16 protein-coding genes and 3 pseudogenes are annotated in these 19,103 nt (G+C 62.6%); 6 read left to right on the top strand and 13 right to left on the bottom strand.

Annotation, left to right across the window (positions count from 1 at the left end; all coding sequences use genetic code 11):
- Positions 1-2: 2 nt before the first annotated feature.
- Entirely contained in the window at positions 3-287 is a 285-nt protein-coding gene (locus MMB74_RS11920) for a hypothetical protein (protein WP_277428831.1), read from the bottom strand.
- Between the two features lie 45 nt (positions 288-332).
- A complete protein-coding gene (locus tag MMB74_RS11915) occupies positions 333-1,016 on the bottom strand; it encodes a hypothetical protein (RefSeq protein WP_277428830.1) in 684 nt (227 codons plus the stop codon).
- Between the two features lie 656 nt (positions 1,017-1,672).
- On the opposite strand from MMB74_RS11915, the gene MMB74_RS11910 reads away from it, so the two are divergent.
- Positions 1,673-1,822: a hypothetical protein gene (locus tag MMB74_RS11910; RefSeq protein ID WP_277428829.1), complete on the top strand. Its 150-nt coding sequence runs from the start codon at positions 1,673-1,675 to the stop codon at positions 1,820-1,822.
- A 352-nt stretch (positions 1,823-2,174) separates the two neighbouring features.
- On the opposite strand, the gene MMB74_RS11905 is transcribed toward MMB74_RS11910, so the two are convergent.
- Positions 2,175-3,410: an MFS transporter gene (locus MMB74_RS11905; protein ID WP_277428828.1), complete on the bottom strand. Its 1,236-nt coding sequence runs from the start codon at positions 3,408-3,410 to the stop codon at positions 2,175-2,177.
- A gap of 195 nt (positions 3,411-3,605) precedes the next feature.
- Here MMB74_RS11905 and MMB74_RS11900 point away from each other — a divergent pair, with 195 nt between their 5' ends.
- On the top strand, positions 3,606-4,490 hold the full coding sequence (locus MMB74_RS11900) for a LysR family transcriptional regulator (RefSeq protein WP_277428990.1): 885 nt from the start codon (positions 3,606-3,608) through the stop codon (positions 4,488-4,490).
- A gap of 36 nt (positions 4,491-4,526) precedes the next feature.
- Here MMB74_RS11900 and bktB read toward each other — a convergent pair whose 3' ends face one another.
- The 7 genes and pseudogenes from bktB to MMB74_RS11865 form a co-directional block, all read right to left on the bottom strand.
- Positions 4,527-5,714, bottom strand: a complete 1,188-nt coding sequence (gene bktB, locus MMB74_RS11895; protein WP_277428827.1) for a beta-ketothiolase BktB — start codon at positions 5,712-5,714, stop codon at positions 4,527-4,529.
- An 81-nt stretch (positions 5,715-5,795) separates the two neighbouring features.
- On the bottom strand, positions 5,796-7,583 hold the full coding sequence (locus tag MMB74_RS11890) for an acyl-CoA dehydrogenase (RefSeq protein ID WP_277428826.1): 1,788 nt from the start codon (positions 7,581-7,583) through the stop codon (positions 5,796-5,798).
- Positions 7,584-7,806: 223 nt separating this feature from the next.
- Positions 7,807-8,862, bottom strand: coding sequence for an AraC family transcriptional regulator (locus MMB74_RS11885; RefSeq protein WP_277428825.1), 1,056 nt, complete (start codon positions 8,860-8,862; stop codon positions 7,807-7,809).
- 36 nt (positions 8,863-8,898) lie between these two features.
- A complete protein-coding gene (locus MMB74_RS11880) occupies positions 8,899-9,723 on the bottom strand; it encodes a GNAT family N-acetyltransferase (RefSeq protein WP_277428824.1) in 825 nt (274 codons plus the stop codon).
- Between the two features lie 88 nt (positions 9,724-9,811).
- The gene (gene ampC, locus MMB74_RS11875; RefSeq protein ID WP_277428823.1) at positions 9,812-10,978 is read right to left on the bottom strand and encodes a class C beta-lactamase; all 1,167 of its coding nucleotides are present in this window, start codon (positions 10,976-10,978) and stop codon (positions 9,812-9,814) included.
- A gap of 360 nt (positions 10,979-11,338) precedes the next feature.
- Positions 11,339-11,713 (bottom strand): annotated as a pseudogene (locus MMB74_RS11870) (LysR substrate-binding domain-containing protein); the annotation flags it as partial.
- A 293-nt stretch (positions 11,714-12,006) separates the two neighbouring features.
- Positions 12,007-12,516, bottom strand: a pseudogene (locus MMB74_RS11865) (LysR family transcriptional regulator); the annotation flags it as partial.
- Between the two features lie 116 nt (positions 12,517-12,632).
- Here MMB74_RS11865 and MMB74_RS11860 point away from each other — a divergent pair.
- Positions 12,633-13,508: an aldo/keto reductase family oxidoreductase gene (locus MMB74_RS11860; protein ID WP_277428822.1), complete on the top strand. Its 876-nt coding sequence runs from the start codon at positions 12,633-12,635 to the stop codon at positions 13,506-13,508.
- Positions 13,509-13,557: 49 nt separating this feature from the next.
- On the opposite strand, the pseudogene MMB74_RS11855 reads toward MMB74_RS11860, so the two are convergent.
- Positions 13,558-14,259, bottom strand: a pseudogene (locus tag MMB74_RS11855) (GNAT family protein); the annotation flags it as partial.
- 197 nt (positions 14,260-14,456) lie between these two features.
- Here MMB74_RS11855 and MMB74_RS11850 point away from each other — a divergent pair.
- The 3 genes from MMB74_RS11850 (at position 14,457) to MMB74_RS11840 (ending at position 16,780) form a co-directional block, all read left to right on the top strand.
- Entirely contained in the window at positions 14,457-15,899 is a 1,443-nt protein-coding gene (locus MMB74_RS11850) for a PLP-dependent aminotransferase family protein (protein WP_277428989.1), read from the top strand.
- A gap of 78 nt (positions 15,900-15,977) precedes the next feature.
- On the top strand, positions 15,978-16,256 hold the full coding sequence (locus MMB74_RS11845; protein WP_277428820.1) for a hypothetical protein: 279 nt from the start codon (positions 15,978-15,980) through the stop codon (positions 16,254-16,256).
- Between the two features lie 215 nt (positions 16,257-16,471).
- Complete coding sequence (locus tag MMB74_RS11840; RefSeq protein WP_277428819.1) at positions 16,472-16,780, top strand: hypothetical protein; 309 nt, start codon at positions 16,472-16,474, stop codon at positions 16,778-16,780.
- A 28-nt stretch (positions 16,781-16,808) separates the two neighbouring features.
- On the opposite strand, the gene egtD is transcribed toward MMB74_RS11840, so the two are convergent.
- On the bottom strand, positions 16,809-17,801 hold the full coding sequence (gene egtD, locus MMB74_RS11835; RefSeq protein WP_277428988.1) for an L-histidine N(alpha)-methyltransferase: 993 nt from the start codon (positions 17,799-17,801) through the stop codon (positions 16,809-16,811).
- Between the two features lie 13 nt (positions 17,802-17,814).
- Complete coding sequence (egtB, locus tag MMB74_RS11830) at positions 17,815-19,026, bottom strand: ergothioneine biosynthesis protein EgtB (RefSeq protein ID WP_277428818.1); 1,212 nt, start codon at positions 19,024-19,026, stop codon at positions 17,815-17,817.
- Positions 19,027-19,103 lie beyond the last annotated feature (77 nt).

The raw sequence follows: 19,103 nt of genomic DNA, 5'->3' as shown, positions 1-19,103 counted from the left end.
GGCTAGAAAAGTCCGACGACCGACGACAGGGTGCCGAGCAACACGGCTGCGGCGGTCCACCGTGCCGCGAGCGTGTTCAGGCGGCCGATTTCTCGCTCGGCGCGAAACTGCGCCGTCCACCACATGGGATCGGCAATGTCGGTGCCGGCCGCCGGCATTGCGTAAGGGTCACTCGCGAACAGATCGACGCGCACGCGCGTCGTGCGCTCCCAGAACCAGGCCGCCAGCAGGCCAGCCGTCAACGCGCCGAGCGCCAGCGCGATCGCGAGGCTTTTAGTGGGGGTCATCGTCGTCATCGGTAGAAGTTAAGTCTCATTACGCGCCCGTCCGCGTCATCCGAGGCCAATCGGTGCGCGATCGTTCGCACGGCGCGCGCCGCGTGTCGCTATCCAATCGGGGTTGTCACTGGTGGCCACGAATAGGGTCCGGCTCGTCTCGCCCGGTTTGTCGCTATCGACCAGCTCGACGCCGCCAAAAAAGGCCATCTGCCAGAGCGTGACCTTGGGATTGGTTCGGGAATAGAGCCCGCGATATTCCAGAACGCCATTGCCCCAGTTGCGCGCAATCCGGTTCGCTGCATCCAGAGTGCTCAACATCTCTTCGAACGACCGGGTTCCGACGGTGGTGAACGAGCGCGCATTGGCCAGCGCGGCCGGCGCGATCTGCAGGCCCCAGTGGTGCCAAGCAAGGCCAAGCGCGATGTAGCATGCCAGGGTGGCAAGTTTCTCCGCCTCGAACGGAACAGACAGGCCGGCTTGCCAATACCCGTCCGGGCTCATGATGGCGCGATCGCGGTGGCCCACGAAGAGTGCGCGCTTCAACGCCGCGTTTTTCTCGAGCCGCGGCCCCACCTGGTCGATGATGGCCGCTGAAGCGCCCGGATGCAGCCCACCCATCGGCAGCACCGCCAGCACGTAGTGCTCGAGCTGCGACTTCCAATTATTGCAGTCGCGACAGGCCGGGACCTTCGGCAAGTCGGCCCGCGCGTCCAGCGGGAAAAACTCGCGCGCAATCACGTGATCGGCCGTCTCCGAGCGGGCCGGTTCGCCGCAGTACACGCAGGTCTTGTTCCGATACTTCTTGCTGGACACCGCCCCGCCCCCCCGATACAGAAATGCTCGTCGACCGCGCATGCCGTCGACAAAACCCCGCCCTCGAAGGGCGGGGGTGAAGGTTGGTCGGCGGTTACTGGGCCACGGTGGGCCACAGCACCACGAAAATCACGACGGCGAGCCGCACGGCTCGTCGGCACCACTTGGCGGACATCACGTCCTCCTTTCAACGTTGATGGAGTCACGTGATGACCAACAGGAACCGATAAACCTGGGCCGCCCCGCTCTCGCGTTCCCGGTCGTGCGGAACGCAGCGCCCGGGGCAGGCAGCGAAAATGAGCCCGCCTTGCGTATAGCTCACGAACGGCTCATGGCGGGCATTACTTAGTGCAAACCCTTATCTCGACTGAGACTCAAACCGATTTTCCTGTATTTTGCCCATTAAGCGAAATGCCGCTAATGAGACTTAGCGGCATTGGTATAGGTCCACGGCGCCCGCGCGGCGATTCATCGCCCATTAGCCGAATGGCGCAGCGCGTATGCTCGCTCATGGCGGTCGTCGGCACCCTTCACCGGTCGCCCCCCCTCCCACTTGAAAGCAGAGCCGCGATATGGGAAATGTGACAACGAACGCAGATGAGGTCCTCAACGTCACGACGGAACTCGATGAAACGGCGCGCGACGCGATGTCGGCCGTCGTCGCAGTCAAGCTGCCGAGCAGTCACATGGAGTTCTCTCAAGCCGACAAGTGCGTGTTCACCCAGGGCTAGCGCGTTGGACAACGCCTAATGCATGTACTGGCGACGAGGTACGGCCAGATCCAATCGATTCCCGCGCGAGCCACGGTCGTTTTTGTGGCTCAACTGAGTCCCCGCATTGAGTGCACGCAACAATTAATTCTTGGTTTTTTGCGCGACGCAGACATCGTCAAACGACGGATTCGCGCAAAGTCCCGCTTCGAGAAGTACTACACCCAGGACACCTTTCTGCGAGGAGACCGAATGTCAGCCAAGAATCTCGGGGCCAGCTCTCGCGTGGCCGACCATACAATCGCCTCTCTTGCCCTAGTACGTCGCGGCGGCTCGCCAAGGGACGACATCATGCTTTACGAGTCCTACCCGCTCAACGCGGCCACATCCGCACCGCCAGCGCGCCAAGCGACGATACGACAGCGAGTCCAATCACACCGGCCCAGCCCCATTGCGCCAACGCCAAGCTGCCGATGCCCGCGCCCGCCGCCATGCCGATGAACATGCCGACGAACAACACTGCGTTCAAACGGCTGCGCGAGGCGGGGTCGATGCCGTACACGATCGTTTGATGCGCGATCAACGTCGCCTGCACACCAAGATCGAAACCGACCGTCGCGAGCGCAAGCAACACCAGTTGCGTGTGCGGCGCCATCGTCAAGCCCAGGCCCATGGCCGCGAACGAAAGCGTTGCGACAACGATGCCGAGGCGCGTCACGAGCTCCGGCCCGCGTCGATCGGCCAAACGCCCTGCAATGGGCGCCGCCAGTGCGCCAGCCGCACCCGCAAGACCGAATGCGCCCGCTACCGCGCTGCCCAGATGAAACGGCGCGCCGTGCAACATGACAGCCAGCGTCGACCAGAACGCGCTGAAGCCCAATGACAGCAGCCCTTGCGCGAATGCAGCACGGCGCAACGCACGGTGATGCCACCAAAGATGCGCGAGCGAGCCGATCAGCGCGCGATACGGCAGATGCGTCGTCGGCTTGAACGACGGCAATCCGCGCCAAACCGCCACGCCGATCGCGGCCACGCTCGCCGCGGCCGCGAAGAACATCGTCCGCCAACTCGCATGTTCGGCAACGAAACCGCTGACCACGCGCGAGAGCAAAATCCCGAGCAACAACCCCGTCATCACCGTGCCGACGATCTTGCCTCGGCTCGCGTCGGGTGCGAGCGTGGCCGCTGCCGGGACGATGTCCTGCACCATCGTCGCGGATAAGCCGATCGCGAAACTCGCCGCCAACAAGTATCCGATCGAGGGCGAGACTGCGGCAAGCAACAACGCGCCGAAGAGCGCACCCGCCTTGACGAGAATCACGCGGCGCCGATCGTACCGGTCGCCAAGCGGCGCGAGCAGCAAGATACCGAGCGCATACCCGAGCTGCGTCAACATCGGCACCATCCCGACGGCGCGTGCCGAGGCGCCGAGATGGGTTTCCAGAACGCCGAGCATCGGCTGACTGTAATAAAGCGTCGCAACGCCAAAGCCGGCCGCAGCCGCGAGCAATAACACCAGGCGAGGCTTCAGCGCGTCCACCCCTCCTTGCACCCGCGCGGCGGGCGGCAAGGTGGAGGGCGCGGCTTGCAGAGTCTGTGAAGTGGACATCGTCAGGTCCTTATTCGTGTGTCGAAGGAATGGACGGAGTGTGACGTTCCTATCCAAGTCTCGGTAGTACCGCGGGGTGAAAATTTGTTATACGCTGCACGTATGACAACGAAAAGCCGCCAATTCGCCACCCCAAGCCCTCAATCTCGCACGCCGGAAGGTTTCTCCGAAGGCGCAAGCCAGCGTTTCGAGCTAATGGAAACGTTCGTGCGTATAGTTGAGGCGGGCAATTTGTCGGCTGCGGCAGCCCAGATGCGAACAACGCAACCCACAATAAGCCGCCGTCTGCAGGCGCTCGAGCGGTCGCTAGGCGTCAGGTTGCTGCAGCGCTCGACGCATACGATGCGGCTGACGGTAGATGGAGAACGGTGCTTCAAGCGCGCCAAAGAGTTGCTGGCGAGTTGGGCATCGTTCGAAGCCGATGTGCGCGGGGCGCAGGAGGAGCCCGAAGGACTGCTGCGGGTCGCGGTGCCCCATGCGTTCGGACAACACAGATTGGTCGAACCGCTGGCGACGTATTTGAACGATCATCCGCGCGTATCGGTCGAGTGGTTGCTGCGAGACGATGTGCGGGATTTCATCGCCAACGGCATCGATTGCGCCATCCAAGTGGGCGAACCCAGCGATCCCGCCGTGGTGGCGATCCGGCTCTCGAACGTAGACAGAATCGTGGCCGCATCGCCGTCGTTGCTCGAAAACGGGCGCGTGCCCACGGAGCCTGAAGAACTCATGTCCCTGGCGTGGCTCGCACTGCGGACGTATTACCGAACCGAGTTGACCCTGACGCATGAAGAGACGGGCGAGAGGCGCCGCATCACGATCAGCCCCCGCATGAGCACCGACAACCTCTATGCGTTGCGCAACGCGGCACTGCTCGGCATCGGTGCATGCGCGAGTTCGGCATGGCTGCTCGCCGACGATCTAGCCGCGCAGCGCCTCGTCCATCTCGCGCCGAAATGGCGCGCGGCGGCGCTGCCCGTCTACCTCATCTACCCGCACGCGCAGTTTTATCCATCGCGGTTGGTGCGGTTCATCACGTTGATGCGCGAGGCCGTTCCGCTTGCGATAGGCGGCGTATAGGAACGTGGCCTCACGCCATCGAGCTTCTTGCTATAGCTATTGCAGGTTCTCGAAGATAGCGGCAATGCCTTGGCCGCCGCCGATGCACATCGTCACCAGGGCATAACGCCCGCCGATGCGCTGTAGTTCGTCGATCGCCTTCACCGTGATCAACGCCCCCGTTGCGCCGATCGGATGCCCGAGCGAAATGCCTGAGCCGTTCGGATTGACCTTGGCCGGATCGAACCCGAGTTCGCGCGTGACCGCGCACGCCTGCGCGGCGAACGCCTCGTTGGCTTCGACCACGTCGATATCGCCCACCGCCAGGCCGGCTCGCTGAAGTGCGAGCCGCGTCGCCGGCACGGGGCCAATGCCCATGTGCAAAGGATCGACGCCGGCATGCGCGTAGGCGACGAGGCGCGCCATCGGCTTGGCGCCATGCCGCTCGGCTGCCTCGCGCGACATCAGCAGCACGGCCGCGGCGGCATCGTTGATGCCCGAGGCATTGCCCGCGGTGACCGTGCCGTTCTCGCGTTCGAAGACTGGCTTCAATTGCGAGAAGTCCTCCAGCGTCGCACCCAGGCGCAAGTGCTCGTCCGTGTTGAAGACGACATCCTTTCCTTTGACGCGACGCGTGATCGGCACGATCTGACGCTCGAACCGGCCTTCGACGATCGCGCGTTCGGCGCGCCGATGCGATTCGAGCGCGAGCGCGTCTTGGTCGGCGCGCGAGATCCCGAATTTGCGCGCGACGTTCTCCGCGGTCACGCCCATCGGCACGCCATGGAACGGATCGTTCAGCGCGCCCAGCATCATATCGATCATCCGCATGTCGCCCATGCGCGCGCCAAAGCGTGCGTCGCTCGCGATATACGGGGCGCGGCTCATGTTTTCAGCGCCACCGCCGATTGCGACTTCCGCGTCGCCCAGCACAATCGTCTGCGCAGCGGATACGATCGCCTGTAGGCCGGAACCGCACAAGCGATTGACGTTGAACGCCGGCGTGGTTTCGGGAATCCCCGCGTTGATGGCGGCAACGCGCGAAAGATAGAAGTCCTTCGGCTCGGTCGGGATGACGTTCCCGAACACGACGTGCTCGACGTGCGCAGCATCGACGTGCGCTCGCGCGAGCGTTTCGCGCACGACGATCGTCGCAAGCTCGGTCGGAGAGACATCCTTGAGACTGCCGCCGAATTTACCGATGGCGGTGCGTACGCCGCCGACAACGACCACTTCCTTGTTCATACGTTCTCCTAAATGTCTCGTCTCGCTGGAAGGCTCGCCTGCCGCGTCATGCCGAGAGGCAACCCGCCGTTGTTGCCGTGCTTAGAACTGTTCGGCGGTCAGACCGATCCCATCGCCCTCCTGCGCGCCGACGATCGACGTTTCGAGCGCCATTGCATGCGGCAGCAGATGCGTGGCGAAGAACGCCGCGGTGGCGACCTTAGCGCCATAGAACGCAGGATCCGCGTCGCGTTTGTCCTGCGCAATCAGCGCCGCCCGCGCCATTTGCCACCCGGACAGGACGAGCCCGGCCAACTCCAGATAAGGCACGCTGCCCGCGAAGACGGCATTCGGATTGCGCTTTCCGTGTTCGACGACGAACGCCACGACGCGCGCCAAGGCATGCCGCCCGGCTTCGAGCTGCGTCGCGATCGTGCGCAGCGGTTGCGCGTCATGCGCTTTCAACGCTTCGATCGTCGTATCGATTTCGCGCAGCAGGCCCTGGGCCACCGCGCCGCTATCGCGCAGCGTCTTGCGGCCGACGAGATCGTTCGCTTGGATCGCGGTCGTGCCTTCGTAGATCGGCAGGATGCGCGCGTCGCGATAGTATTGCGCCGCACCCGTTTCCTCGATGAATCCCATTCCGCCGTGCACTTGCACGCCAAGACTCGTCACTTCCAGCGACATCTCGGTGCTCCATCCCTTGACGATGGGCACGAGATATTCGTAGATCGCCAGATGCTTGGCCCGTTCCTCTTCACTCACGCCGTGATGCGCGATATCGCTATGCGCGGCCGCCACATAGGCAAGCGCGCGCGCGCCTTCCGTCAAGGCGCGCATCGTCGCGAGCATGCGCCGCACGTCGGGGTGATGAATGATCGTCACGGCCTGCTTGGCCGAACCATCGACGGGCCGGCTTTGCACACGCTCCTTGGCGTAGGCGACGGCCTTTTGATAAGCGCGATCGGCCACCGCGACCCCTTGCATCCCCACCGCGAAGCGCGCCGCGTTCATCATGATGAACATGTATTCGAGCCCGCGATTTTCTTCGCCGATCAAATAGCCCAAAGCCCCGCCGTGATCGCCGAACTGCAACACGGCCGTCGGGCTCGCCTTGATGCCGAGTTTATGCTCGATCGACACGCAATGGACATCGTTGCGCTCGCCGAGCGCGCCGTTTTCATCGATCAAGAACTTCGGCACGATGAACAGCGAGATGCCCTTCACGCCTTCCGGTGCATTCGGTGTGCGCGCCAACACGAGATGGACGATGTTCTCGGCCATGTCGTGTTCGCCCCAGGTGATGAAGATCTTGGTGCCGAACAGGCGGTGGGTGCCATCGCTTTGCGGCTCGGCGCGCGTGCGCACGAGCGCCAGGTCCGAGCCCGCCTGCGGCTCGGTCAAGTTCATCGTGCCCGTCCACTCGCCCGAAAGCAGCTTGGGCACATAGCGTTGTTTTTGCTCGTCGCTGCCGGCCGTCAGCAGCGCTTCGATGGCGCCGTCGGTCAGCAACGGGCACAACGCAAACGACAGGTTCGACGCATTGAGCATTTCGATGCAAGGCGTCGCAATCAGTTTCGGCAGTCCCTGCCCGTCGTATTCGACCGGGTGCTGCACGCCCTGCCAGCCGCCGTCGGCAAACTGCCGGAACGCCTCCTTGAAACCAGGGGAAGCCGTCACGACGCCGTCTTTCCAAGTGCTCGGGTTACGGTCGCCTTCGACGTTCAGCGGGGCCAGCACTTGCCCGCATAGCTTGGCCGATTCTTCGAGCACCGCTTGCGCGGTATCGATGCTGGCTTCTTCGAAGCCGGGGAGTTCGGCAATCTTGGCGATATCGGCCAATTCTTCCAAGACGAACAGCATGTCCTTGATCGGGGCGGCGTAACTCATGACGGACAGTCCATATGAAGAGAGGGAACGTTCAGGTGGGCGGACATGACAAATGCGGCCACCCTGACATGGCATTTTCCCGATCGTACCGCCAAACGAGCGTCACAGGCTGGCTAAACCGGACCGCCTACTGACATATCTGGCCACGATTTCGTTCGTCAGCGCTTCGCCGCGCACATCCGCAGCCCTGCGGCGCAGCAAGCGCGTCTCGACGGGACCCGCCCTACGCGCGGCGCCGATAGGTGCCCGGCGTGCTGCCGGTCCAGTGGCGAAACGCGCGGTGAAATGCGCTTGGATCGTCGAAACCGATGTCGCCAGCGATTTGGGTGATCGTCTCGTCCGTTTCCGTCAGTCGCGCAATCGCGACGTCGCGCCGCAATTCGTCCTTCAAGGCTTGAAACGTCGTATCTTCGACGGCCAAGCGCCGGCATAGGGTGCGCACCGAGCAATTCAGGCTGGCAGCCGCTTGTTCGATCGTCGGCAGATCGGGCAAGCGAGCGGCCAAATATTGGCGTACCCGGTGACTGACCAACTGCTCGCTGAACGAACCGAAAATCCAATCCCCGGGGGCGCGCGCGAGAAACCGGCGCAAGTTGCGCTTGCTCTGCCGAATCGGCAAATCGAGGTAGGCTGCGCTAAAGCGCATCAAGGTGGCCTGACGATCGAAGCTCACGGGGCCGGAAAAGAAATAACGATGATCGAGCGCGTGTGGCGGGCGCGGACAAGCGAGGTCGACTTGCAGCAGCGGAATATGCTGGCCGATGAGCCACGAGCCGACGCCATGCGCGAGCTTGAGCATCAACTCGTGCCCGAGCGGCCGGATCCGTTCGAACGCCGGATTCGGGGCCAAGGTCAACTGTGCGATGGGCCCGTCGCGCCGCGACTCGATGCGGAAATCGTCGAGAACGATATGAAAAAACTGTGAGAAGCGATGAAGCGCCGTTTCGAGGTTGCGCGCATCGAGCAGGCTCAAGCATAGGAACTTGAGCGTCCCGCTGCGCAGCGGCCGGCTGAAGAATCCCGGCATTTCGTCGTCGAGCGCAATCGCCAGCACTTGGTACAGCGTCGAAAACTGCTCTTCCGTCACGCGCGCACCGGGCTCAGTCAGCAATTGCTCCGCGATGCCGGCCTCCTCCAGATAGCGACGAATCGTATCGGGGCGCGCGTCTGCACCGGCGAGGAACGCCTTCACCAGGGAGATGGGAACGGTGGCGCTCGGCGGTTCGGGCGCGACGTCCAAAGACGGCACGCCTGAACCGCCGCTGACGGGCGAATACATAGGCAACTCCAATGCGAGCGCCAGCAGTATAACGAGCTATGTTTCGCTATGAGCGGGTACGCTCGCGGGCATGTGGCACAAGCTGCCGATGCGGGCCTCCCGTGTGAAGCCGAGCGCTTCGTAGATCCGCAACGCGTGGTACGACTCGTCGGCAACGATCACTAGCCGATCGCGCATGCCCGCCGCGCGTTGGGCAACTTCCGTCAGGAGCGTTCGGCACACGCCCCTATTGCGCTGGTCCGCGCGCGTAACGATGGACTGAAAGCGGCCGATGCGCCCGAAGAAAAACAGCCCCAAGCTTCCGACAAGCTCGCCGCCGATGAATGCGCCCCACCAATTGCCCAACTGCTTGTCGATCAACCGGCGATAAGCGACGCGCTGATATTGGACGCACCGGCGCGACACTTCACTGGCCGGATCGGGCATCTCGGCAAGCGCAATGCGCGTCCAATCGTCCCAGTCGCGATCGGATTCGAACAGCCGGACCTGAACCGCGGGGTTAATCGCGGCCGGGTGCAACCCCGCACGCTCGGCGACGAGCACGCTGCACATGGATGCGCTGTAGCCGTGAACGACGTATGCGTCGAAATCGGCGGGACGCGCCGCATCCTCGGGCCACGAGAAACCACGGTGAGCAATCGCCGGCGGCGCGCCGACCAATCGCCCGAAATCCGCTTCCAATCGTTCGCGCTCGTCGTTCGACGGTCGATGCTCCAGCACGAGCGTGTTACCCGCGAAATAGTCTGGCGCTTCGGGCGTGCGCATGACGACGTACGGCCCCTCGCGCGCCACTACGCCGATTTCCGCATGGAGCAAGAGGTCCGTCGCCAATCCTAAGTTTTGTTCTATTTTTCTCTGCATTTTAAAATCGACCGCTTTTTTGCCATTTACGCTCGGCGAGCATAAGACAGGCAATGATAACGGTCCATCGCATTTTCCGCTCTTATTCTCATTGCGCTGCAAGCGCGCTCAATATTTCATACGCGGCGCGCACACGCTCGTGGATTGGGAAGTTCTTATTCGCGAGCATGACGATCCCGATTTGCTTTTTCGGAATGAAAGCAACATAAGCGCCGAGGCCATTGGTCGAACCCGTTTTGTTGATCCAGACATCCTGCCGCGGCGCCTGCGGGGGAGATAGGCGCGATACCGGCGTCGGGTGCAGGATCATGGCGGCCGAGTTGCCTTCCAGCAAGGCGCTGAGCGTGGCGGGATAGGCGTACTGCTCCCATATCAGGTCCTGCGTCATCGGCCCCGCTTGAAAGTAGCTCGTATGAGTGCGCGCAACAGCACGCTGCCACTCGTCGTCGAGTTCGACGAGGTTCATGTTCGCTTGCACGAAGCGCAGCATGTCCGCTGCGGTCGTCTTCACGCCGTACGCTTGCGCGGACAAGACCCCCGGCTTCATGCGAACCGGCGCGCCTTGCTTCGTATAGCCTTGCGCATAATCGGCAGTTCGCGCTTTGGGCACATCGATAAAGGTCTGCTTCATTCCCAACGCAGGGAAGAGCCGCCGCTGCATCAACGACTTGAAATCGCCCCCCATCGTCGTTGCGGTAATCTCGCCGAGTAGGCCGATACCGAGGTTCGAGTAAGTGCGATATGTTCCGGGGGGAAAACTCGGTCGCCAGGCTTTCAGGTAAGCGATCAAATCCGCCTCGCTCTTGATTTCGTCCGGTACCTGCAACGGAACGCCGCCCGGCGTGTGCGTGCCTAAGTTGAGGAGCTCCACCTCGCCGAATTTCGTGCCCGCCAATGCCGGCATGTATTTGCTCGTCGAATCGGACAGCGAAAGATCGCCGCTCACCTCTGCATAGGAGGCCAGCGTCGCCGTCAACGTTTTGCTGATCGAGCCCAGTTCGAACAGCGTATCGTTGGTCACGGGACGTCTTGTCTCGATCGATGCCACGCCGTAATCGAAGACGTACGACTTGCCCGCAGCAATGATGCCGACCGCCATGCCGTGAATGCCCTCTTTTTGCATCAACGGCCCAACAACCGGATCGACGGATCGCTTCACATCGCTTTGCGTGGTGGCGGCCGCAAAACCCGGCGACGGCGTGACGCTCGCCGCGAGCATCGCGGCGGCGAGCAAGCGCAGGACGATACCTTTCATTTCGATAGTTTTCCTAGAGAGCTGGGAGGGGCCGAAGCGAAGCCGGCGCGTAATCGGCGCGCTTGCGAGGCCGCATGCATCGCCGTTTATAGGCGGGTATGCGCAAGCGCGATGGCGGCAATATCCGCCAATTCAGCAGCGCCGACAAACGACGATTAGTTGAGCGAAGGTAAAGAAAATCTAGTGCCCTGTCCCGTAAGTTCTTTGATAAATGAAATTGTCCATTTGGCCGTCAGGCAAGGAACGAGGAGGCGCCATAGCCGTAGCTATGGCAACGACGAGCGACGCCGCATGGCGGTCAAATGGGCGATTTCATATCAAAGGAACTTGCGGGACAGGGCACTAGGGAGCGACGCGCCGTCATTGCTGCTTGACGAAGTCGATGAACGCCCGCAGCGGCGCCGGCACGTGGCGATGGCCCGGGTAGTAGAGAAAGGGACCGGGAAACGACTGCCACCATGGCTCGAGCACAGGCTCGAGCCCTCCGCCCTCCAAGTGGGGGCGCAGCACCTCTTCGAACAGATGAACGATACCGCCGCCCCTCACCGCGATGTCGACCGCGAGCGCGAGCGCTGCGACCGGTTTGACGAGCAACGGCCCGGGCGGGTCCAATCGATACTCTTCTTCGCCACGCTGAAAATTCCACATCGCCATCGCGCCGCCTGAAAATTGCCCGCGCAAGCAGGCGTGCGACAACAACTCGCGCGGGTGCACGGGCCTGCCGTGCGCATCTAGGGCCTGTTCACGCTAATTCCAGGCTTGCGAACGTGCCTTACCGGGCGCAGTGCAAGAAGTGACGAGGCGCAATAGCCGTAGCTATTGCAACGAGGAACGACGACGCAATGCGCCCGGTAAGGCACGTTCCCCTGATCAAAAAATGCTTTGTGGGGCTGGCCACCAGAAGGGCCGATCGCCGCGTCATGCTCCTCACGAATACGTCGAGTATTCGCTTCGTCGCATTCCTTGCGCTCGGCCCTTCTGGTGGCCAGCGCAAGCCTGGAATTAGCGTGAACAGGCCCTGGGTAGCTCGGCGCCGCGGCCGTCGCAAATCGCTGCGTGCGCGGGCCGATGGGGATCGCGATCATGTCTTGCTCGAGCCGTTCGTCGTAGCGGATGCCCGCATCGCATCCCATGGAAAGCAGATCGACGAAGCCGTCCTCGACGAGCACTTCGACCCGAATGCCGGGATACGCCTTCATGAACGAGGCAACGATGTCCGGCAGGATGACCCAGGCGGCGCTGGCCGACACGTTCAGCCTCAGTGTGCCGGTAGGCTTGTCACGGAAAACGTTGAGCACATCCAGCGCCGCTTCCATTTCCCCGAAAAGCGGCGTGATGCGCTCGAGCAAGCGTCTTCCGGCTTCCGTCGGCGCGACGCTGCGGGTGGTTCGGTGCAGCAAGCGCAAATCGAGCTTCGCCTCCAGGCGGCGCACGGCAGTGCTCAAACTCGATGCCGAGACGCCGCTCGCGCGGGCGGCTTCCCGAAAGCCGCCTGCGCGGACGACGGAAGCAAAAGCTGCAAGGTCGTTGAAATCCATGTCATCGTGCAAGATTTTGAACAGCCCGTACAACTTAAATCGGATTATCGAAAGGCGCAATCGCAGCAATACTGGGCGCCAAGCAATCATTCATTGGATCAACCCAGGAGAGCGCGATGTTCAAACTTGCAACCAATGACACTTTCACGCTCGGCGGCCGCCGCGTCCGCCGCATGGGCTACGGTGCAATGCAATTGGCCGGTCCCGGCGTGTTCGGCCCGCCGAAAGACCGCGGCGCAGCCATCTCCGTTCTGCGCGAAGCGCTTGCCGCGGGCGTCGACCATATCGACACGAGCGACTTCTATGGCCCGCATGTCACGAATCAGGTGATCTGCGAAGCCTTGCATCCCTACCCGGAGTCGCTCGTCATCGTCACCAAGATCGGTGCGATTCGCGGCCAAGATGCCTCGTGGCTACCCGCGCAGGAGCCGGAGCAATTGCGCCAAGCCGTGCACGACAATCTCCGCAACTTGAAGCTGGAAGCGTTGGAGGTCGTCAATTTGCGCGTGATGGGCGCGACTCACGCGCCGATGGAAGGATCGATCGAGCAGCAGATGCATGCGCTTGCCGAGCTTCGGCAAGAAGGGCTCATTCGGCACATTGGCCTGAGCAATGTCACTGCAAAGCAAATCGAACAGGCGCAACGCATCGCACCTATCGTCTGTGTGCAGAATCACTACAACTTGATTCATAGAGATGACGATGCACTCGTGGACGCGCTCGCGCAACAGGGCATCGCTTATGTGCCCTTCTTCCCGCTCGGCGGATTCTCGCCGCTTCGATCGGCAGAACTGTCGCACATCGCCGAGACGATCGGCGCCACGCCGATGCAGACAGCGCTCGCTTGGCTGCTGCATCGGTCGCCCAACATTTTGGTGATCCCGGGCACGTCGTCGGTCGTGCATCTCCGAGAGAATCTAGCGGCCGCCACGATCCGTCTGTCGAACGCGGTCTATGCGCAACTCGATGCCATCGCATCAATGGTCGACTGAGTGGCCGAAGCCTGTTCGCGCTTGGATCGCTCGATCATAGGTACCGCTTGCGCACCTCACCGAGCGACGCGCGCTGCCGCCCTTGCTCGTCGAAATTGTCGGGATTGAGCCATGCCTCGAATGCCGGCTTGAGCAGGGGCCATTCGCTATCGAGTATCGAGAACCACGCCGTGTCTCGGTTGCGGCCCCGGTAGACCACCGCCTGCCGGAAGATGCCTTCGAACTTGAAGCCCAACCGTTCGGCTGCCGCGCGCGAAGGCGCGTTCAAGCTGTCACATTTCCATTCGTAACGGCGATAGCCGAGCGCGTCGAAGGCGTATGCCATCAACAAGAATTGCGCCTCCGTCGAAATCGGCGTGCGTTTGAGCAGCGGCGAAAACGTCACCGACCCGACCTCGATGACGCCGTTGTTCGGGTCGATGCGCATCAAGGCCAACGTGCCGACGGCCTTGCCCGTTCGTTTGTCGATGACGGCATAGTGTCTCGGATCGGCGCTGCGCTGCGCGGCTTCGGCGTGCTGCCGGTACGCTTGCGGATCCTCGAACGGCCCGACGTTCAGATACGTCCAGTCGCGATGATCGGGCGCGGTGCGATAGGCGGCATAGAGGTCGTCGGCATGACGTTCCGCGCTCAACCGTTCGAGGCGGCAAAACGCGCCCTCGAACGTTTCCGCCGTAGGTAATGGCCGCGGCGACCAGCCGGGCACGGGCGAGCCGATCGGCTGGCCGTATTCGTTCGTTGCAATGGACATCGCTTCTCCCGGTTGCATATGGCAAGGAAAACTTTAGAATTTCCGTGGACTGCTTGGAAGTGCCACGCGCGGCCTATTCGATGGTGCCACGCACTGTGCGTCATTGATTGCGATCCTTCATCCCAGCCCCTATCGTGCACCCCGCTATGTCCGCCGTCGACGAACTCGTCAGCCCCGCGATCGATTTCTTGCTCGAAATGCCCCTCGTCAAGGATCGCAGCGGCGTATCGCTGCAAAAGCAATTGCACGAGAGGATCCGCGGCGCGATCTTGGACGGCCGCTTCCCCTCCGGTTGCCGCCTTCCCGGTTCGCGCGCGCTGGCTGTCGCGCTCGGCATTTCGCGCAACAGCGTAACCGCCGTGTACGAGCTCCTCGGCGCGGAAGGCTTTATCGCGCCGAGCCGCCAAGGCACGCGCGTCACCGACCTCAAGCAACGAAACGGCGCGCGGCGTGGCATCCGGCGCCCTCCCGCGTACCCGGTTTCGAACCGCGCCACGCTGATTCGAGGCACGCAATTGGGCGCGCCCGATACTTTGTCATTGCGGCCCGGCGTGCCCGCACTGGCGCGTTTCCCGTTGAGCGCGTGGAAGCATTGCCTCGACCGCGCTATCCGCACTGCCGGCGCCAGCGGGCTCGGATATGGCGATCCACAAGGCGAGTTGGCCTTGCGCAAGGCGATCATGCGTCATCTCGCCGTCGCGCGCGGCGTGCGCTGTGCGCCGGACCAGGTGGTCATTACGGAGGGCGCCCAAGAGGCGCTGTCGTTATGCGTTCGCCTTGTGACGAATCCCGGTGACAACGCTTGGGTGGAAGAACCGGGGTATCGCGGCGCGAAAACCGCATTCATCTGCGGCGATCTCGACGTCGTGCCAATCCGCGTCGATCAGGACGGGCTGTGCATCTCCGATCTCGCATGGGACAGGCACACGCCCAGGCTCATCTATACGACGCCCTCTCACCAGTACCCCACGGGCGCGGTCTTGACCGTCTCGCGGCGCCTCGACCTCATCGCCAATGCGCAAGCGCACGGCGCGTGGATCATCGAGGATGACTACGACAGCGAATACCGTCACTCGGGCGAACCCATCGGCGCGATGCAAGGTCTCGTTCCGCACTCGCCGGTACTTTACGTGGGCACCTTCAGCAAGACTTTGTTTCCGTCGCTGCGGCTCGGTTTTCTCGTCATGCCCGAGGCATTGCTCGACAAGGCTTCGGCGTTGCTGCGAGAAACGCTGCGCGGCGGCCATCGTTATGAACAGCTCGCATTGGCCGAATTCATCGAGAGCGGTCAGTTCGGCCGGCATCTCGGGCGTATGCGCCGCCTCTACCGGCGGCGGCAAGATGCGCTGCGCGCGGCGTTGACCGAACACTTGACCGTGCCTCATACCATCACCGGCGGCGATAGCGGCATGCATCTGACCGTCAAACTGCCCGCCGACTGCTCGGATGTGCGAATTGCCGAGGCGGCGCGGCAATACGACATGGCACCGATGCCGTTGTCGCGTTTCGCCCTGAATCCGCAAGCGCAAGACAACGGCCTGGTGCTTGGATACGGGAATACGTCGGAGTCGTTGTTCGTTCCGCTCGTCAAACAACTTGCACGACTGATTCAAGCCGACCGGCGCGGCGCGAATCTGTGAGCCTTGCCTATTCGGGCGTGGTGCGGTTGGGTCTGCGTACAATACGCACTCGTCGATTCCAACCGCAGGACGTGTTCCATGGCAATGAAGAAAACCGACCTTGAAAAGAACAAGGCGCTCAAACTAGCTCAGTCTTTGAAGCAGGCGCATTCGGAGCGCTTCGGCAAAGGCGCCGCGGACGCCACCGTCAATCGCCGCGAGCAGCGCAAGCTCGATCAAGCGAAGGGACTCGTGCCGTTCGCCTGCAAGCTCGACGGCGAACTCGTCGCGACCCTCAAGGAACGCGCCGCGACACATCCGGAAGGGATGAACGGCCTCATCGACGCGTTGCTGCGGCAGGCGCTGGGGCAGGCGTAACGCTGCACGCATGCTCAACTTGCGGCGGAGCGTTTCGATCGGGCCAGCGCGCGCATACGAACCGTCCGCCGCTGCCTCCTCCGAGGCCCGCCAGGCAAGGCGGTAATGCAGCGTTACGAATCTCGCATGCCGCTTTCACATGTATCGCGGGTCCGCTCCTACACTGCGGTCGTCTTCCCCAGAAACGAGCGCAAGCAGCGCGCAAGGAGTACCAAATGAACAAGAAGCTCGTCGCAGTCATGTTCGGTGTCGGCATCGCCGCGCTCGGCATCTCGAAGGCCGCATCGGCCCACGTCGATCTCGCCGTCGGCATCGGCATCCCTTCGCCCGTGTACGTTGCCCCCGAGCCCGTGTACGTCGCCCCGCCTCAGGTCGCCTACGCGCCCGCGCCGGTCGTCACCGGGTATTGGGGTGGCGGTGACGGCTGGCGCGAACGGCAATGGCGCCGTCGCGAGTGGCGCGAGCATCAATGGCGCGCACACGAGTGGCGCGAACATCACGGCTGGGGCCGAGGCGACGACTGATACACGAATCGCTCCCGGGCGTCGCGAATCACGACGCCCCCGCCCCCCGCTCCGGACTACCGAGCCAGTGAACGCTAAATAAGCGCGCCTCGTCGGTCCAGACAGGCCCGGGCCGGAACCCCGCCGATACGGCAAGCTTACGAAAGCCTTCTATCGTGAACTTATGCGAGCTCTCGGTATGAAGGCTTTCTCCTTCCTCGAAGTCGAAGCTTTCTCCCGCCACGCGCACCGTTTGCGCACATTGGCTCACGAGATGCATTTCGATCCGATGCTTATGCGGATCGTAGAAGGCATAGTGCGCGAATGCCCCCACATCGAAATCGGCCGATAGCTCCGTATTCGCACGCCGAAGCAAATTCAAATTGAACGCAGCCGTGACGCCCTGCGCGTCGTTGTAAGCCTGATGAAGGGTTTTCGGATCTTTGACGAGATCGACACCAACGAGCAAGCCACCGCCTTCGAGCAACCGCGCAGCCAAGCGCAAGAAGGTCATCGCTTCATATTCGTCGAAGTTGCCGATCGTCGAGCCCGGGAAGAAGCCCACGCGACGCCCCGTCGCCGCATCGAGGCCCTTCAGTTGCGCTTCGTTCATGTAATCGGCCGCAACGGGCCGCACTTCCAGCCAGGGACACTCGACGTGCATCCTCCGTGCGGCCTCTTTCAAATGCGCCGCCGAAATGTCGATCGGAAAATACCGGCGCGGCAGGGTCCGTGGTTCGAATGACTGCAATAGGAAACGAATTTTCTCGAGCGAGCCCGCGCCGAATTCGATGATGTCCGCTTGCGGTCCGATCACTTCGGCCATTTCTCTGCCATATCGCTCGAGAATGCGCCGTTCGGTGCGCGTTGGATAATATTCCGGCAGTTCGCAAATACGATCGAATAGCGCGGAACCTTGCGCGTCGTAGAAGTACTTCGGCGCGATACTTCGCGGCATGCGCGACAATCCGGCCAACAGATCGCGGCAAAATGCGCTGTCCGAAAGATCGGCACGCGGGCGCCCCGGGGGCGCCGCGCCCACGAGGGCGGATGCGTCAGTTGTCTCGTACAAGGCGTACTCCGGTGAACTGCCAGCGCGCAGCCGGCGGGAAAAAGTTGCGATAAGTCGGGCGGCTATGTCGCGGCGGCGTTGCGATGCTGCCGCCGCGCAGCACCTGCTGCCCCACCATGAACTTGCCGTTGTATTCGGCCGCCACGCCAGGCAACGGACGAAAACCCGGATACGGGTCGTACGAGGAGCGCGTCCATTGCCAGACGTGCCCCGTCATCTGTTCAATGCCGGGGGCGTCGAACGCGGCCTCCCACTCGAATTCCGTCGGCAACCGCGCACCCGCCCACTCGGCGTAGGCCGCGGCTTCGTAAAAACTCAGATTCGACACGGGCGCATCGGGATCGAGCGCATACAAGCCCGACAAGCCGAATACCCGCCAGTTCTCGCGCCCAGCATCGTCGGCGCGCATCCAGTAGATGGGCGCGCTCCAGCCTTCGCGTTGCACCGCGGCCCAACCGTCCGATAGCCAGAGCTCGGGCCGCGTGTACCCGCCATCGGCGATGAACGCCGCGTATTCCCCGCACGTCACGAGGCGATGCGCGATCTCGTAAGGTCGCAATAGGTACTGATGCCGCGGCCCTTCGTTGTCGAAGCAAAAACCTTCGCCGTCATGCCCGATCTGCACAACGCCACCCGCTTGACGCAACCACTCGATCGGTTGCGAATGCAGCGGCTTGGACGCGGCGTCGTTGAGCTTGGCGCGATACGCGGGCAACAGCGGATTGCAGGAAAACGCGTGCAAGATGTCGGTCAACATCAATTCTTGATGTTGCTGCTCGTGATGCAGGCCAAGGGTAATCAACGGTTCGACGCGCGCGGCCAGATCGCCGTCGGCCGAAGCGAGCAACGCCGCCACCGATGCGTCGACGTGGCGGCGGTAGGCATGCACTTCCTGCAAGGACGGCCGTGTCAACAGGCCACGTTGCGGGCGGGCGTGCCGCGGGCCTAAGGCTTCGTAATACGAATTGAAAAGGTAGGCGTATCGTTCGTCGAACGCTCGGTACCCCGGCGCATGCGGCGCGAGAACGACGGTTTCGAAGAACCAAGTCGTATGCGCCAAATGCCATTTCGTCGGGCTTGCGTCGGGCATCGACTGGACACCCTGATCTTCTGCGGAAAGCGGTTCTGCGAGCGCGAGGCTATAGTGCCGAACCTCGTCGTAAGCTCGCTGCAATCCTGATACGACGACGCTCATCGGATCGCTCCTGTTCTTGGGTGGGGTGGCCGAATTCAGGATCGGCCGCGGTGGCGGTTCACGTTGCGGTAGCCCGC

The sequence above is a fragment of the Trinickia sp. Y13 genome (assembly GCF_029522115.1).
Classification (GTDB): Bacteria; Pseudomonadota; Gammaproteobacteria; order Burkholderiales; family Burkholderiaceae; genus Trinickia.
This window is presented reverse-complemented; position numbering and strand designations above follow the sequence as displayed.